15 protein-coding genes are annotated in these 16,728 nt (G+C 38.5%); 6 read left to right on the top strand and 9 right to left on the bottom strand.

Annotated elements, in window-relative coordinates:
• Positions 1 to 732: 732 nt before the first annotated feature.
• From C3V44_RS04005 to C3V44_RS03985, 5 genes are all read left to right on the top strand, one after another.
• Complete coding sequence (locus C3V44_RS04005) at positions 733 to 1,695, top strand: SIS domain-containing protein (RefSeq protein WP_009410800.1); 963 nt, start codon at positions 733 to 735, stop codon at positions 1,693 to 1,695.
• A 145-nt stretch (positions 1,696 to 1,840) separates the two neighbouring features.
• Positions 1,841 to 2,182, top strand: a complete 342-nt coding sequence (gene rpsF / locus C3V44_RS04000; protein ID WP_002671370.1) for a 30S ribosomal protein S6 — start codon at positions 1,841 to 1,843, stop codon at positions 2,180 to 2,182.
• A 4-nt stretch (positions 2,183 to 2,186) separates the two neighbouring features.
• Positions 2,187 to 2,465 carry a 30S ribosomal protein S18 gene (rpsR, locus tag C3V44_RS03995; protein WP_002671374.1) on the top strand — a complete coding sequence of 93 codons (279 nt, stop codon included), beginning with the start codon at positions 2,187 to 2,189 and terminating at the stop codon, positions 2,463 to 2,465.
• A 17-nt stretch (positions 2,466 to 2,482) separates the two neighbouring features.
• A complete protein-coding gene (gene rplI / locus C3V44_RS03990) occupies positions 2,483 to 3,010 on the top strand; it encodes a 50S ribosomal protein L9 (protein ID WP_106095615.1) in 528 nt (175 codons plus the stop codon).
• A gap of 156 nt (positions 3,011 to 3,166) precedes the next feature.
• Positions 3,167 to 5,920, top strand: a complete 2,754-nt coding sequence (locus tag C3V44_RS03985; RefSeq protein ID WP_106095614.1) for a hypothetical protein — start codon at positions 3,167 to 3,169, stop codon at positions 5,918 to 5,920.
• 172 nt (positions 5,921 to 6,092) lie between these two features.
• Here the strand turns inward: C3V44_RS03985 and C3V44_RS03980 are convergent, their stop codons facing one another.
• Complete coding sequence (locus C3V44_RS03980) at positions 6,093 to 8,285, bottom strand: FUSC family membrane protein (RefSeq protein ID WP_106095613.1); 2,193 nt, start codon at positions 8,283 to 8,285, stop codon at positions 6,093 to 6,095.
• Positions 8,286 to 8,321: 36 nt separating this feature from the next.
• On the opposite strand from C3V44_RS03980, the gene C3V44_RS03975 reads away from it, so the two are divergent.
• Positions 8,322 to 8,879: an L-threonylcarbamoyladenylate synthase gene (locus C3V44_RS03975; RefSeq protein WP_106095612.1), complete on the top strand. Its 558-nt coding sequence runs from the start codon at positions 8,322 to 8,324 to the stop codon at positions 8,877 to 8,879.
• Positions 8,880 to 8,887: 8 nt separating this feature from the next.
• Here the strand turns inward: C3V44_RS03975 and C3V44_RS03970 are convergent, their stop codons facing one another.
• From C3V44_RS03970 to C3V44_RS03935, 8 genes are all read right to left on the bottom strand, one after another.
• On the bottom strand, positions 8,888 to 9,967 hold the full coding sequence (locus C3V44_RS03970) for an efflux RND transporter periplasmic adaptor subunit (RefSeq protein ID WP_106095611.1): 1,080 nt from the start codon (positions 9,965 to 9,967) through the stop codon (positions 8,888 to 8,890).
• A 137-nt stretch (positions 9,968 to 10,104) separates the two neighbouring features.
• Positions 10,105 to 10,932 carry an S-adenosyl-l-methionine hydroxide adenosyltransferase family protein gene (locus C3V44_RS03965; protein ID WP_002671381.1) on the bottom strand — a complete coding sequence of 276 codons (828 nt, stop codon included), beginning with the start codon at positions 10,930 to 10,932 and terminating at the stop codon, positions 10,105 to 10,107.
• A gap of 260 nt (positions 10,933 to 11,192) precedes the next feature.
• Positions 11,193 to 11,456, bottom strand: coding sequence for a chaperone modulator CbpM (locus tag C3V44_RS03960; protein WP_016478821.1), 264 nt, complete (start codon positions 11,454 to 11,456; stop codon positions 11,193 to 11,195).
• 2 nt (positions 11,457 to 11,458) lie between these two features.
• On the bottom strand, positions 11,459 to 12,358 hold the full coding sequence (locus tag C3V44_RS03955) for a DnaJ C-terminal domain-containing protein (protein WP_106095610.1): 900 nt from the start codon (positions 12,356 to 12,358) through the stop codon (positions 11,459 to 11,461).
• A 119-nt stretch (positions 12,359 to 12,477) separates the two neighbouring features.
• Positions 12,478 to 12,828: a heavy-metal-associated domain-containing protein gene (locus C3V44_RS03950; protein ID WP_106095609.1), complete on the bottom strand. Its 351-nt coding sequence runs from the start codon at positions 12,826 to 12,828 to the stop codon at positions 12,478 to 12,480.
• Between the two features lie 76 nt (positions 12,829 to 12,904).
• The gene (locus C3V44_RS03945) at positions 12,905 to 15,160 is read right to left on the bottom strand and encodes a TonB-dependent receptor domain-containing protein (RefSeq protein ID WP_106095608.1); all 2,256 of its coding nucleotides are present in this window, start codon (positions 15,158 to 15,160) and stop codon (positions 12,905 to 12,907) included.
• A gap of 86 nt (positions 15,161 to 15,246) precedes the next feature.
• On the bottom strand, positions 15,247 to 15,699 hold the full coding sequence (locus tag C3V44_RS03940; protein WP_106095607.1) for a hypothetical protein: 453 nt from the start codon (positions 15,697 to 15,699) through the stop codon (positions 15,247 to 15,249).
• Between the two features lie 26 nt (positions 15,700 to 15,725).
• Positions 15,726 to 16,727: a VWA domain-containing protein gene (locus C3V44_RS03935; RefSeq protein ID WP_009422293.1), complete on the bottom strand. Its 1,002-nt coding sequence runs from the start codon at positions 16,725 to 16,727 to the stop codon at positions 15,726 to 15,728.
• Position 16,728 lies beyond the last annotated feature (1 nt).

Here is a 16,728-nt window from a genome sequence, read left to right as displayed (position 1 = left end):
TTCTTGTGATGTAATGCTACAAGAAGTGAAAAAGGAATGAGCAAAGAAGAGAACAAAAAATAATTATTATAAGGCAATGGTTTTATTGCCATTGCCTTATTTTTTTCAATAGAGTAGGGATTGCAAAGGTGTGTTATCGGAGAATCTCGGAGAGAATCGGAAAGTATCGAAGATAGGGTTATGGTATAGTTAGCTTATAGAAAGCTTATAGGAAGCTTATACGAATCTTGGAAGATTGGTATAGAAAGGGTGTATAAGTAGTTAAGAATGAGGGATTAAGAGCGAAGGGTGAAGAGTTAAAAAGTGTTAATTAGGCGAAGGGTAAAGATTGGAAAAACGAAAGGTTTAAAGTGAAAAGTGGATAGGAGGGCGAAGGTGATTTCAACTTTGCCAAAATCTCAAACTTTGGCGAAGTATGTGGGGATAGTAAAAAATGTGAGTTTGAAGTAGAGATGTGAGGCTGTGCTTCAGAAATTAAGCAAAATTGATTTCAAATTTAAAACAAAATCAAGGATGTGCCTTGTAAAATGGCTATTCAAGATTTCATCTTATACAGAAGGTCGTAGTACGGCAAACAGTTCTTTTTAGCCAAGAGAGTACTGCAAAGAGGGAGTGAATAAAGCGTTTTAATTGTATAGAAAAGATGTTTGTTAAAAAGCAAAAAAGCGAATGGTGTTTTTATATGAACAAAAAAAGTATTACTTTTGCCTCACGCAAAACAATTTATTGAGAATGAAAACAGAAGAAATTATAACCATTGCCAAACAAACTATCAGTGAAGAAGCTCAGGCAGTTGCTAAATTAGTAGACTATATAGATGACGATTTTACTAAATCGATGGAGTATATACTGCAATCGAAGGGGCGTGTGGTGATTACGGGTATTGGGAAGAGTGCTATTATTGCTAATAAAATAGTGGCGACAATGAATTCTACTGGTACGCCTGCTATCTTTATGCACGCTGCTGATGCGATTCACGGTGACTTGGGCATCATACAACAGGACGATGTGGTGATATGCATTTCAAAAAGTGGTAATACGCCCGAAATAAAAGTATTGGTACCATTGCTCAAACGCGGTAATAACAAATTGATAGCGATTACTTCTAACAGAAATTCGGTTTTAGCTCAACAGGCTGATAGTGTGCTTTACGCTCACGTAGAGAAAGAGGCTTGCCCTAATAACTTAGCTCCGACGACTAGCACTACCGCTCAGTTGGTTTTGGGTGATGCCTTAGCGGTGTGTTTGCTTGAAATGAAGCATTTTGGTAGCAGTGATTTTGCTAAATATCACCCCGGTGGAGCATTAGGGAAACGTTTGTATTTGAAAGTGGCTGACATTGTAGTGCACAACCAAAAACCCGAAGTGGCTCCGGATACTGATATTAAGAAGGTGATTGTGGAAATATCGGAAAAGATGTTGGGGGTAGCTGCTGTGATTGATAATGGACGAATTGTGGGGGTAGTGACTGATGGGGATATCCGCAGAATGCTCAGTAAAACGGATAGTATAAAAGGATTGGTGGCTAAAGATATAATGAGTGCTAACCCTAAGACGATTGACTTAGAGAGTTTGGCTATTGATGCGTTGCACCTAATGGAGAAGAATAAAATTACGCAGTTATTGGTAACGCGTGAAGGGCAATACGAGGGGATTATACACTTGCATAATTTGATACAAGAAGGTTTAATATAGATTTTAAGAAAGGTGAGAGAGTTATAATAATTATTCATTGTCAGGTATTTGGATATTATTTTGTAAAAAATATTGCAGATTATTTGGTCAGGTAAAATAATTGTAGTACTTTTGCACCTCGAATTAGAAATTAATCATTTTATTTATGAATCAATACGAAACTGTTTTCATTTTGAATCCCGTTTTATCTGATACACAGATAAAGGAAGCAGTAGAAAAGTTTGAGAATTTTCTTACTTCAAGGGGTGCAGAATTTGTAGCAAAAGAGAATTGGGGCTTGAAGAAATTAGCTTACCCAATCCAGAACAAGAAAAGCGGATTTTACCACCTCTTCGAGTTTAAAGTAGCTGGTGAAGTAATTGATGCTTTTGAATTGGAATTCCGTCGTGATGAGCGCGTGATGCGTTACTTGACTGTGAAATTAGACAAGCACGCCATTGAGTGGGCTGAAAAGAGAAGAGCAAAGTTAAACACTAAAAAAGCGTAAGAAAATGGCAGTAGAACAAAAAAAAGGAGATATCAAATATCTTACTCCGCTAAACATCGACACTTCAAAACAAAAGAAATATTGTCGTTTTAAAAAATCAGGTATTAAATACATTGATTACAAAGATGCTGACTTCCTCTTGAAGTTTGTAAACGAGCAAGGTAAGTTGTTACCTCGTCGTCTTACAGGTACTTCATTGAAGTTCCAACGCAAGGTGGCTACCGCTGTGAAGAGAGCACGCCACTTGGCATTAATGCCTTATGTAGCCGATTTATTAAAATAATAACAGGAGTAGAAACTATGGAAATTATACTAAAACAAGACGTACATAATTTAGGTTTTAAGGACGATGTCGTTACAGTAAAGAACGGCTACGGACGTAATTACCTCATTCCGCAAGGATTTGCAATTTTGGCTACTCCCTCAGCAAAAAAGGTATTAGCTGAAAATTTAAAACAGAAAGCTTACAAAGAGCAACACATTATTGATGAGGCTAAGAAAACAGCTCAAGCACTTTCGTCATTGGCGGTAAAAATTATTGCCAAAGTAGGTGCTGGAGATAAGCTTTTTGGGTCAATTAATAATGGTGATTTGGCACAAGAATTAGCCAAAGCGGGTCACGATATTGATAAGAAATTTATTTCTATCGCTGGTAACACCCTCAAACGTGCTGGGAAATACAATGCTTCTATCCGTTTACACCGTGAAGTAATTGTTGATTTTCCATTTGAAATTGTAGCAGAAGTAGCAAAAGTAGAGACAAAACCTGCAGAAAAGGCTGAAGAGCCCAAAACGGAAATTGCTACTGAGCAACCTGCTGGAAACTAATAAATTATAAGGATTTAAATAGTTCATATCAATTATAATTTTTGATACCTATAAGGGAAATTTACCTTTGTAGGTATTTTTTTTACAATAAAATTTTTGTATATTAAAAATAATGTGTACTTTTGTACCAATTTTAGCAGAATCTCAAAAAATACTATGGAATCCAAAATTAATACAATAGGTCTAACAATATGGGGTTACAAGCAGGGATGCAAGGTGTTAGCCTCACAAGGAGTTAACTTTCAGCTGCAAGAAGTAAAGGATAGATTGAAAGATATCAGTGCCTTTATACGCATACACACCCCGCGTGTAGATTTTTACACATTGCAGTTTAGCAATAGTTACAAGATATACACACAATACCGTTCCTCAAAAGAAGTGAATGGACAGAGCGGTGTGTATATAGCCATTTCATTGTATATACCACATTTTTTACAATGGAGAGGGGTACGACAAGTATTGAACTTGTTAATGGATATGTACTTTGCAGAGCATATCAATTACGAGAACAATATTCCGTTACTCAATGAAAAAGAGGATATATTCCCATATTTTAATCTTCTGAGAGGGTATGAAAAGCAGTTGGTAGAGGAACCAGTAACGGCTTCTTTCGCATTAGACCAAAGCTATATGCCTAAGGTTTTCCCTTATATGGATATTTATGAGGTAGATAAGTACTTCAATATGCCTTACCGTCCTGAGTTTGAGAAATACCAAGACCTTGTGTTCTTGCGTAAAGAATTTGTGGAAGACCCCCGAGCTTATAGTATTGACTTCCTTTTTCCAGAATACGCAATACCCAGAACAAGTGCCTCTACTTTCCAAACAACCAATACAGGAGGAAGTAGCGGAGCTTCTCGGTTTGTGCCTTCTAATGCTAATATTAAGATATTAGCTTTTATGAAGAATGGTAAAGACGTGGGAGCTACCTATATGAACGAAGTCTTTTCGGACGACGATACAATTGAAGTGCTTCTTGAAAAATCGAGATACCACGAGATGTTCTCTTATCACGATACGATTAAGAAAGCGATAAAAAGAGGTTATATCAAGAAAGTACAAAACAATTATACTTTTGATTTAATTCCGTTTGCTCCAAAAGAGTTTAAGGTGTACGTAGAAACTCCTCAACGAGAGTTTGAGAAATACATTTCGTTCTTATCATTAGAGAGTACGACTTTTAAAGCTAAGCTATACTCTAATACAAAGGGATATTACTTTTTACTAAAAGGAGATGAGGCGCGTAATGTATTCAACCTTAGTTACAATGGTATTGTTTTCAAGAGTAACTATATGGTAGACGATAGGGTGGCCTTATCAGTACCTTTTGAGAAGTATCAGTTTACGATTATTTCGAGTACTATAACTTCAGTATCTCTAAAAATCAATGGTATTGTATTTAGTAAAAACTTGCGCAGTGATTCGCCTGTAGAGATTGTTTTACCTGAGAACTTATACCATTTTGAGTTTGAAAATCAAGATACAGGAAGAGTTATTAGTATATCGAAGAGCGGAGAGGTTAATTTTGATAGAGCTAAAGGTGCTTACAATCCACAAATGATTGCCTCAGAGAGTCCTGAGTTTTCTAATGGTTTATCAGTAGTAAACAGAGGGGTTGCTACCACTGAACGAGGCGAAGCGATAGAGATGAACACTAAGTCTCGTGGGTTTTGGATAATGATTGCTTCGGCAGTTGCTTTTGTTTTAATATTAGTAGGTGTAGGCTATTGGTTTATTTTCCCGATGCTTAAAAATCCTGTGAAGGCCTATGTGGCAATCAATTCGGAGAGTGAAATAGACGAAATGCACTTCTTAACTAATATAGATGAGCGCACTTACGAGATTGAGGATTCTTATATTAGGTTAAAAAAGAGCTTGCCTATTGCTGAGACAAAATTGGTTGTTAGCTTCAAAGAAGAGGGGAAAGACACCTTGTTATTAAGTGAAGAACAACTCAATAAGTTAGCTCGAATGGTGGAAGCAAATAGCAAAGATACTCTTAAAATAGATTTGATTTCGCCTGCAATGGCATTTCTTTTGGATGTGAATAATTGGAAAGAAACTCACGCAGACCCTAAGGGAAGTCTTTTTATAGCAGAAGCTCAAAAGCGCAATTTCCTTACAGATAAATTACGACCTGAGTTTGAAAAAGCCGTATGGGAAAATTTCTTAAAGGATTTTGATTATTCTGCTTATAATAGTGAACAAGTAGATAGCCTTTTGCGTCCTTATTTAAAAGGAGGTAGTTCTGAATTGAAGTCTTATCAAACAGATTTGCAAAGAATAATTAGAGAAAGTAAAGCACGTGACCAAGTGGAAGTGGCTGTAGAAAGACCTAAGAGAGAAGAGCAACCTGCTACCAAACCTGAAGCAACTGTTGTTAATAGAAATGAAACTACAGTAGGAAGAACACCTAAAACAGTTACCCCTTCTTACAATACTGAAAGACCTGTAACTATAAGTGAGCCACGCGATCCTAAAACAGTGAAACGAGGAGAGAATACTACTCGACCTATCGCTAAAAATGTATCGCTTACAGAAACCTTTGTTACAGATATGAAACGCTTTAATTCACAGGCTTGTTCTGAAGAAGTTGTAGATAGAGTGAAAATGAATTTAAAACGTTTGGAAGGCAATGATTGGAGTGTGGTAATGTTTGAATTTAACCAAGGTAGAAGAGAGATAGAGGAACGTGCGAACCAATATAGTATGTTCTTTACAGCACTTAAAAATGGTACTTCTATTGACCAAGTTAAACCTTCTTACTTTGGAGGACAAACCAGCTTGATTAATTACCTTAAAAAAGGAACCAATTACGAATTGGTAAAAGGGAAGGCTAATCTCAAAACCTTTGCTGATATTCGCCAAGCTATTGTGAATATGGGGGTAGATCCCAAAACAATTCGCTAAGAGATATTGTTTTTTATCTTAAAACACTATACTTATATTAAAAGTTTTCAACAACATCGAGGCTTCCTAATAGGCTTTTGGTTATTAACTATTCCATTTGTAGAACAATTATAATTATAAGATAAATAATAAAAACTAAGGCGTCATCAATTTGGTGACGCCTTAGTTTTTATTACGTATTGATAGACCGAATAGCTTGTTCTAAGTTCTTCGCTAATCCAAACAGATAGTTGAACTGTTCTCCATAGAATTGTGTCTCTCGCATTGAGATAGGTGAAGAGGTATCTGTATTTTGATGAGTGTCTATTATTTCTTTAATGGACTGATTAAATTGTTCAATAGGCGTTTTATAATCAGTTTGAGCAGTAGCCGTAGGTTCAACAAGTAACGTCAAACAGTGTTGCAAGGCTGCTATAAGACTCTCAATTGCCTCGTTGAATACCGATTTAGGGAAGGTTACTTTCTTGCTGTTCAACCTAATGCCAAACGAAGCCACAGAGGCTAAGAAGGCTTGCTGTATCACGATAATCCCGTATACTGATGGATTTTTGTACTGCATAAACTTCGGCTCTTGTAACATTCGTTGGAAGGTGGTATTTAGGTTTGAGAGTGCCAACACAGCTTCTTTGCGCGATACTTTATAGGCAGTGGTAATCCCTTCTCCGGTGTTAAAAATCTCTTTTACTTGCTGTAAGTAACAGATATTAGCTTTTACTGATTTGGTAACCGCTTCCCTATAAGTATTGTGTTCCCACGTAGGCAAAATGAGATAATTACCTGCAAACGATAGTCCAACCCCTATAACGGTATCCAATAGGCGGTCATAAATAAGGCTGTAAACATTAGGTGTAATCAGTGCAAAAATAAATATCGCACTGATAGTGATGAATATAGAGGCGTACATATAGTTCTCTTGAATCAACCCAAAAGCAATAGGCATACACAAAATAGCGACATAGAGGTACAAACTAGGGTAGGGGAGTAGGTAAATCACTGCAAACGAGGCAACCCCACCAATCATAGTGCCATAAACTCTGCTGAGTGAGCGCTCTTGGGTAATCCCAAAACCAGGGCGCATAATAATGAAAATGGTAAGGATAATCCAGTAGGCATTGTTGATAGGGAATATATCACCTATGAGGTAACCCAAAAATACCACTATAGATAGGCGCATTGCGTGCCTAAAAAAGGTAGATTTTAAAGATATATGGTCTTTGAGCCGTCGCCACGAGTAGTTTTGGTAACTCACAAACTTGCGATAAGTACTCTCATCGCGTACCCCTGCATCGTTGCTGTAATAATTCTCAAAAATATGTCGGATATTTTCAATAGAATGATACTGACTTTCTATATAAATATAAAAATTTCGCAACAGCAAAGCGCGTTCTTTATCTTCTTCTGATACTTCTGAAAGTGCTTTCAAGGCTTCGTTCTTCTCTTTGGTTTGCACTAATAAGTCTTTTAAACAGTTGTCTAATTGTATCTTCTTGCGTGACCCAATGTATTCGGACATTTGTTGTAGCTGTCTCGATAGCTCTTTGAGAAAATCTACATAAGTTTGTAAATATTCGCGATACTCGGCAAAAGCCTTGTCCACTTTCTCATATTGTACGGGGTTGGCTAAAGCTAGCTCGAAGATATCCACTAGCTCTATAAACATCAAAAATTGGCGTTGCAGGTAATCGGTTTTACCTGATTTGCTCCGTGAATCAAGTACGGATTCACGGAGCTTTTCATATTTTTCATTGAGGCTTGTTTGCAGGTTGATGAGCTTTTTGAGTCCCTCGCTTCTGTCTTTGGCGATGAGTAAGTCAGCTCTTACCGAAAAATACTCTGCCGTAAGAGCAAAGCACTTCCCTAACAGCTGTTCACTGTACAAACGCGGACGTATTTTTAGGAATATATACACTAATACACTGTACCACAAACCTCCTAATAACACACAACCACTGTACAAAACAATACCCCACCCTGTTTGCAAGTGGGCTAAAGTAGAGGCTATCTCAAATAATCCCGCGAAAGCTACCATTGTAGCGCGATGTCCGTATAACGAAATATAAGCGTTCCCGAAGGTGAGTAGAAATATGGTAGGCAGTAATAAGTATTCGTAAGGAGCCGTGAGGTTTACCAAAGTAGAACTGATAGTTGCTAGTAATGTTGCTATGAAAAGACCACCATAGAGGTGTTTTTGATTCCCTGGAATATCGCTGGGCGAAATTGCAACAATACTCAAAGCTATGGGTAAGCCAATATCCATTAGGTCAAACCAATAGCCCAACCCTAAGGGAATAAGCACCGCAATGGTTTTAAGGCACCCTTTGAAGAAAGAAAAACTTTTAAAGAATGATATGATGGAGGTATACATTTTTTACATATATTTGCGGGCAAAATTACAAAACTAATGGCAAATAACCATCTGATAACTGAAATATTAAAGGCAGGAAAGGTAATTCTATGCCCCACCGATACCGTTTGGGGCTTGGGTTGTGATGCTACAAATCCTCAAGCGGTAGCTAAGATTTTCCAAATAAAACAACGCAGTGAGAGCAAAAGCCTCATCATTTTAGTGAGTGATACAGAGATGTTACAGCACTATGTAACGGATATACCTCCTAAGGTGCTTACCTATCTTCAAACCTTGCAAGAGCCTACCACTATTATTTATAGTCACCCTTTGCATTTGGCTAAGAATGTGATAGCTGCTGATAATACAGTAGCCATTAGGGTCGTACAAGATGTGTTCTGCCAACAGATGATTGCTGATTTTGGCAAACCCATAGTCTCTACCTCTGCTAATATCAGTGGAGAGCCAACACCTTTGTATTACCAACTCATTAATCCCCAAATTATTGCGCAATGTGATTATGTAGTACCTTACCGTCAAGACGATACCCAAATAAAAAATCCCTCACGTCTGATTAGGTTTGATACAGACGGAGAGATTCAAATATTAAGATAAATAGTAAGTTACTCTACTATTTTCACAGGTGTTCCGTTATCTATATTAATTTGTCCACTGGTAATCACTTCTTCACCAACAGTAAGTCCGCTGATGATTTCTACCTTATCACCAAAGTTGCGACCGCTTTTCACATTTGCCATTTCAGCTTTAAGCACCTCCTGACCTTTAGCATTTTTGCTACTTACTATTTTAAAAATTTTATTTTGGCTCACACTACCCACGAAAGCAGAATGAGGTACCACAAGAGCTGTAACCTCATCATTACCACTGCCAAACTGTGCAGTCGCATACATTCCTGCTTTTAGCTTTTTATCTTTGTTGGCTACCAATATTTCTACGGGAAATTTGAGAGCTCCATTAGATTTCGGTGCGATAAAAGTAATTTTCCCCTCTACTAATTCCGAAGAAGTGCTGGGTTTAATTTTAATAACATCCCCCACTTTTAGTTCTCCTACTTGACTTTCATCTACGGTAATTTTCAATTTCAGATTGTCGATATTTACCACGTTGAATAACGTCTGTCCAGCACTTACAAGTGTTCCTTCTTCTACCTCTTTGCTAGTTACAATCCCGTTGATTTTACTACGCACAGCTGTATCACCCGATACAATAGCTGCCGAATTATAGTTCGCTTGGGCGTTTTTGAGTTGCAAGCGCGCTTGTTCCAATTGTTGAGCGGTAACTCCTCCTGTTTGGTAAGCACTTTCAAATCGCTTTAAATCCGATTTTGCAGTTTCGAGTACCGCTTTGGCATTGTCTAACTGCACATTGGTTCTGTCGGCTTTTGTTTGCGCCAATACTTGCCCTACTCTCACAAAATCACCCTCTTTTACGTAAATTTTTATGACTTGTCCTCCTACTTCTGAAGATACATTCAGGTCTTGTTCCGCTACAAAAGTACCGTTAGCCGTAAAAAGGTCGGCTACTTTTTCTTCTGTTACTTTGGCAGCACGTACGGCTACTTGGGCTTCTTTTTGGGCTACAATAGCTACCTCTTCAGCATTTTTCTGTTTGTTAGAATATAGGCGGAGCCCCATTAATCCTACAAGGACTATTATGATAACTGTAGTAATTATTTTTTTCATTTTTCTTAAATTACTGTATTAAGTGTTCTAAATCGGGGGCAAAGGTATAACAAAAAACTTAATAAACAAAAAAAGTTTCCATATTTTTACCTTCATTCACTTTTTTCTCATTCTTCATTGGGTTGTTTTATCTACTATTAAATGAAGTGAACACTCACTCTATCAAGGTAATTGATGTCTAATAAAGAAGAAGCTCCCCCCACCGTATGAGTATCACTTTTGTAAACACTGCACTGCAAATAGTCGAGGTCGTTAAACAAAAGCATTCGTTTTCCATCAGGAGCGCGAAGGTCAAGAGGAACACTAAAATCAATAAATTCGCTGTATTGGTTATAAATCTTTTTGAAGGTATACATATTAAAGATAACCTCAAAAGCTCTATCTTGTCTTATTTCTTCAAATAATTTCCTACTGATATTGCTCACCGCATTGCCATAGTGGTCAATATAAATAATCGTACCGTAAACAAAACGTTTATCAGCAGATATCTCTGGTTTAAAATGAGTAGCCTCTAAATACGTATCGGTTTTCTTGCCTATTTTGTTAAGGGGGATATTTTCGCATATTTTCTGGGCAATCAAAGGGAATGAATACAGCGTAGGGAAAAGTTCAGTGCTTTGTTCGCCTTTTATTTCATACAGTTCAGCGTTCTTTTTATCTTCTGCTAAAAGATGAAAAATACCGTTATCAGCCCCGATAAAATAATGCCCGTTCAGTTTCATTACCATATGTCTTTTCTCAGGAGTGCGCTCCGCATCTACTCCTATGATATGTATACTCCCTTTTGGGTAATGTACATAAGCATTCTTTAAGATGAAGGCAGCTTGAAACACATCAAAAGGTGATATCAAATGCGAGATATCTACCACGCAAGCTTCGGGGCACTTACTATAAATAGCACCCTTTACGGCTCCTACCGAGTAATCTCGTAAACCAAAATCAGTAGTTAATGTAATGATTTTCATTCCTTTTGTTATAATGATATCAAGTTTAAAACAGCATAAATATATAAGTATGAAGTTAACATACCTCCTTTAAATCTGTAATAATCAATCCTTAAGCTTCCCTCCATTATCCTTCATCATTTCTTCGTCATTTGTTTGCCCTTCCTTCGTTATTTATTTATCTGCCCGTGCGGCTCGCACCGTATTTTGTTTATCTGCCCGTGTGGCTCGCACCGTCTTTCCTATAAGCTTCTCCCAAATTAACCATTAACCATTAATCATTAATCATTAATCATTCTCACTCCCTTTAATTCTTCAATTTGTTGTAATAGCCTATGAATAATCTCCAACCCAGCCATATTCACATCAAGGTCGTAATGCCAATTAGTAAAACGTTCAAAAGCCGAAAGCTGGTCGTAATGCAGGTAAGTAGTGTTGTCAATCACCTCCGTTTCTATAAGTCCGCTTGATTCTAAATCGTCAAAGAATGTGATTTCTATATTGTACAAACGAACGATGTCTTCTCTTGAAATTCTATCTTTCATAATTATGAATTTTTAAGTTGTTCAAATAATGCTTTTTGTTGTTCTGTAAGATTTTTAGGCAATTGTACTTGATAGGTTACAAAAAGGTCGCCAAACGTGCCTTCTTGCTTGTACACAGGAAAACCTTTACCTTTTAAGCGCACCGTAGTGCCATTTTGTGTCTCAGGAGCTACTTTCATTTTCACTTTACCACTGAGAGTATCTATCTGCACTTCGCCTCCTAGCATAGCTGTATATAGATCGATGTTTACAGTAGTTTTCAAATCGTTGCCATTGCGTTCAAACTGAGCGTCGGGTTCAATATGGAAAGTGATATACAAATCACCGTTAGGTCCTCCGTTATATCCTTCGTATCCGTGACCCTTTAGCTTAATTTGCAACCCTTCATATATCCCCGCAGGTACTGTGATGCGTATATTCTTGCCGTTCACCGTAAAAGTACGTTGCTGAGCAGTTGCCACTTCTCGCAGTGGTAGCGACATATCCGCAAAAATATCCTGTCCCTTAAACTTACCTGAGGCACTACCGTAACCTCTACCAAATCCCGAAGTCCGTCCACCAAACATATCTCTGAAGAAATCAGAATAGTCTCCCTCAGAGTAGTTACCTCCGCCAAAGCCTTCAAATCCTCCAAAACCACCTTGGGAGCGTTGCTGTTGTTGGGCTTTTTCGTACTCTTCTCCGTATTTCCAGTGTTCGCCATACTTGTCGTATTTAGCACGGTTTTCAAGATTGCTAAGTACTTCGTTAGCCTCGTTAATCTCTTTAAATTTCTGCTCTGCCGTCTTGTCGTTGGGGTTCATATCAGGGTGATACTTGCGTGCCAACTTGCGGTAAGCTTTCTTTATATCGTCTTGGGTAGCAGTTTTATCTATCCCTAAGGTTTTATAGTAATCTATCATCTCTAATAATTTAACAGTCGCAAAGATACTACTTTATTTGATATATTTTGTATACAAATGATAAAAAAATAGGAAGAGATGGACTTATCTCTTCCTATGATTGTGTTTTTGCTTAGGTTCTAAGGCAAGCGTTGGTACAAGCAACAGTGGTGTAACTTATTGTACACTTCGTCGTCAGCGCGTTCTTTGCCTGCGTCGTGTCCTACTTTGGCAATGGCTTTTTGTACATCGCTTTCGCTACATTTGCGTTCGTCAAAAATAAGAGTCATATTCCCACTCTTGATGTTCCAATTAGCGCTCTTTACGCCTTTTACACTGTAAGCTGCCTTTTCTATGCGCGCTTTGCACTGTTCACAATTGCCTCCTACGGCAAACTCTACTTTCTTGTTTTTGTTAGATGCTTGTTGAGCACTTGCGGTAGTGAGTCCAAAGAAACTCAAAGCTACCCATAATAAAATACGTGTTTTCATTCTGAAAAATACTTATTAGTTGTTCGTTTTTAGTCATTAATCGTTAGCTTTCTAACCACTAACGATTATTTGCTAATTATAGAATTTTAAATCTTAATCCTGCGTAATACATCTGTCCGAAAGCAGGAGAGTACTGCATAGTACTATCAAAATACGCACCAAAAGGGTCGTTGGCAGCCAAAATTCCGTTTTCTTGCTTATAATTGGTGATATTTTCACCGCCTACATATATCTCAAAAGTTTTAGAGAATACTTTGGTGATTTGGGCATTGAGTGTAGCAAATGAGGGAGCGTAATCGCTAAGTCTATAAGCCACTGGGTTCGTAGCCGTAGTAGGTAAGCGTTGTTCTCCTAACCAATTGAAGGTTACATCAAACTTCCATTGCGAATGGTTGTTCTCGTGACGCTCGGGAGTCTCGTAAGCTACATTGGCAAACCAACGGTGTTTTGGGGTAAGGGTCTTCTCCAATTGTCCTTTGGTAAACTGTGTTTGCACATCGTAATACTTGTAGGCTGCTTTAAAGTCCAAACCTTTGACAGGTGTGATGCTGAACTCAGCTTGTAAAGAGTTAGCAAAGCTATTACCATTCAGGTTATAGAACAAGGCTTGTTGGGGTGAGTTATCCAAATCTACTACTACTTGATTGTCAAAATCAGTGCGATAAAAGTCTATAGAGAACTCAGCGTTCTTGCCCAATACTTTAAACGCTTGCAAAAAGCTCACGCCGTAATTCCAAGCGATTTCAGGGTTCAAACCGTAGAGCTTACCACCATCACCTCCTACGATAGTAAACTCTCGTGCAGAAGCCAAGAGCTGTTGGTTCTCAGCAATCACATTGGCAGCTCGTTTACCTCGTCCTGCTGATACTCTAAAAGTAGCTTGCTTCCAAGGATTGTAACGCACGTGCAAGCGTGGAGTGATAAAGTTTCCTAAGTGATTATGACTGTCGGCGCGTACCCCTGCCACAAAACTGAAGTTGCTCAAATTGTCGTAAGTGTATTCAAAGAAGGCACCCACCGAGCGGTCTACACGTGAAAAATCCCCTGTGAGAGCCCTAGTACTAAGCATCTCGTTGTAATCGTCGTAAGTACCGTTGAGCCCTGTGGCAAACTTGTGCTTGGTATTGGTGATGATAGAGTTGTATATCAAGTTGCCATACCAACTCTTTTGGTGTATATCATAGCGATTCAAACCAAAGTAGGAATCCTGCTTGTGCGATTGGAAAGAGTTCTGTAAGCCTATGCTCTTATAAGGCGTATCAGGAAATACATACCCTATTTTGTTAGATGCGCTGAGGCGTTCGGAGTTTACTTCACTGCCCCAAGCATTGGTAGTACCTTTGTCAGTCAGCGGATTAAAGCGCAATTCACCTGCCTGGCGCTCATCTTTCATATAATGGAGGTTCAAAAAGCCTACCCAACCCTTTTGAGCATCGGCGTACTGCCAACGATTCAACAAGTTGATTTGGTTGCCTATCGGGTTATCTATAAAACCATCGTGATTGTGGTCAGCTTTTTGCTGACGCACATTGCCGTGAGCAAAGAGGGTAGTCGCCCATTTATCAGAGAGCTTTTTATTGGTATGGGCGTTGATTTCGTAGCGGTTATCCTCCGATGCGTATAAGTTCAAGAAAAAAGGAATGGCACTGATAGGCTTCTCTATTTCATAATTGATTTGCCCTGAAATACTCTCATACCCGTTAATCACACTCCCTGCTCCTTTGGTAATCTGGATACTCTCAATCCACGTACCAGGCACAAACGAGAGTCCGTAGGCTTGCGAAGCTCCGCGCATCGTAGGGATATTCTCCTCTGCCATTAGTATGTACGGACTGGTCAAACCTAACATCTTTATCTGTTTGTTACCCGTAACGGCGTCCGAGAAGTTCACATCAATCGACGGATTGGTAGAAAAACTCTCCGATAGGTTGCAACAAGCGGCTTTCAGCAGTTCCCCACTGCTCATTGTGTGAACATCGGCAACTTGCCACTGCGATTTCATTGTATTAGCACGTTTGTAGCTTACTACTACCTCTTCTAAAGTAGTTTCAGGCTCTAACTGAATGTGTAAGGGTGTGTTACCGCTTACTTTCACAGTTTTCTTTTTATACCCTACATAGCTTACTACTAAAGTAGAACTTCCCTCAGGTCGTTTTAAGGTAAAAGCTCCTTCGTTATCAGTAGAAGTCCCTATTTGGGTACCTTCCCAATATACATCAGCACCTATAAGTGGTGTCTTGTTTTCATCGATTACAGACCCTTTGCTAAAATTTTGAGCAAAGAGCGACAAGGGCAACAACAGCCCTAATAAAAAGATATATTTTTTGTACATTATTGTTCTGTTTTATTCAGTTCAGGAATTAGAATTTAAGGATTAGAAAACAGAGGTAAAGGAGTTTACTTCTTACCTCTTATCTCTTATCTTTTCCCTGAATAAAACACTCTCTGGCAGTACAATTCGTACAGAGGCGGAGCATTCAGCTGTGTAAAGAAATCAGTAGTGATAGATTTCTTTACCGTCTCAGTAATGCTTACCTCCTCTAATATGGGTAGGGTAGGGGGAGCTATTACAAAGGGCTGTAATTGCAACTCCAATACCTTTACTACCGATGTACTATCAGAAATAGAAGAAGTGATAGATGTGTCGTCACAACACTTTTTATGTGAAGTTTCTGTTTTGTTCTCATCGTCATCCGAAGCACAGCAAGAGTCCATTGAAGTACAGTCTTCCTCTTCCTCACTCGCAGAAGTAGGGTACTCTAAGGACACTGACGATAAGGTTTCTTTGCAATAATGAAAAGTAATCGCCCACCCTGAATTGGAGAAAAGGATAAGCGCTGATAATAATATGTTGATAAGTTTTCTTTTCATTGCGGGGGCAAAGATACGACAATTTTTTATATTTCGTTTCTAAAGATAGTATTTTTTAATAAAAACTCAAGAAGTAATAAAACAACAGCAATTATCGCTAAGGGTCTGAATTTCTCATCTACCTCAGTGTATTTAAATTCTTCAATCTTGGTAGTCTCCATCTTGTTGATTTCATCGTAAATCTGTTGGAGCTTTTGGTTGTCAGTGGCACGAAAGTATCTCCCGTGTGTTACTTCAGCTATCTTTTTCATTAGAGGCTCATCTATTTCCACTTGTAACATACGGTACATTATGCTACCATCAGGATTGAGTGCGTAAGGTGAGAGCGCCGTTCCATTGGAGCCTATCCCTATTGTATATACTCTAATACCGTACTCAGCAGCCAACTCAGCTGCGGTTTGTGGGTCTATAAATCCTGTGTTGTTCACTCCATCGGTAAGGAGGATAATAACTCTACTCTTGGCTTTACTTTCTTTGAGTCGGTTTACAGCCGTTGCCAGTCCCATACCTATGGCTGTACCGTCTTCTATTTGTCCATAAGTAAGTTCCGAAAGAGCGTTTAAGATAATACCTTTATCCGTAGTCACAGGAGTTTTAGTATAACTTTCCCCTGCGTAGATAACAAGTCCAATACGGTCATTAGGACGGTCTTTTACAAATTGTGAAGCTACCTTTTTTAGTGCTTCAAAACGGTTAGGCTTTAAGTCTTTTGAAAGCATACTCGCCGATACGTCTATTGCCATTACAATATCTATCCCATCAGTAATCTTTGTGTGTGCATTTTCTGAATGGGTTTGTGGGCGTGCTAATGCTATAATTAGTAAGGCTACTGCCAATAAGCGCAAGGCAAATAAAGAATGGTATAAATGGTCTTTCCACGAACTCATCTTTTTAAAAGCGATAGTGGAAGATATAGTTACATTCGGTTTAGATTTCTTATTCCAATACCAATACCACGCCACCATTAGTGGTAAGACTAATAGTAACCAAAAGAACTGTGGATTGGCGAAAGTAATATTTTTAAGCATA

The organism is Capnocytophaga sp. oral taxon 864, from assembly GCF_002998835.1.
Taxonomy (GTDB): domain Bacteria; phylum Bacteroidota; class Bacteroidia; order Flavobacteriales; family Flavobacteriaceae; genus Capnocytophaga; species Capnocytophaga ochracea.
This window is presented reverse-complemented; position numbering and strand designations above follow the sequence as displayed.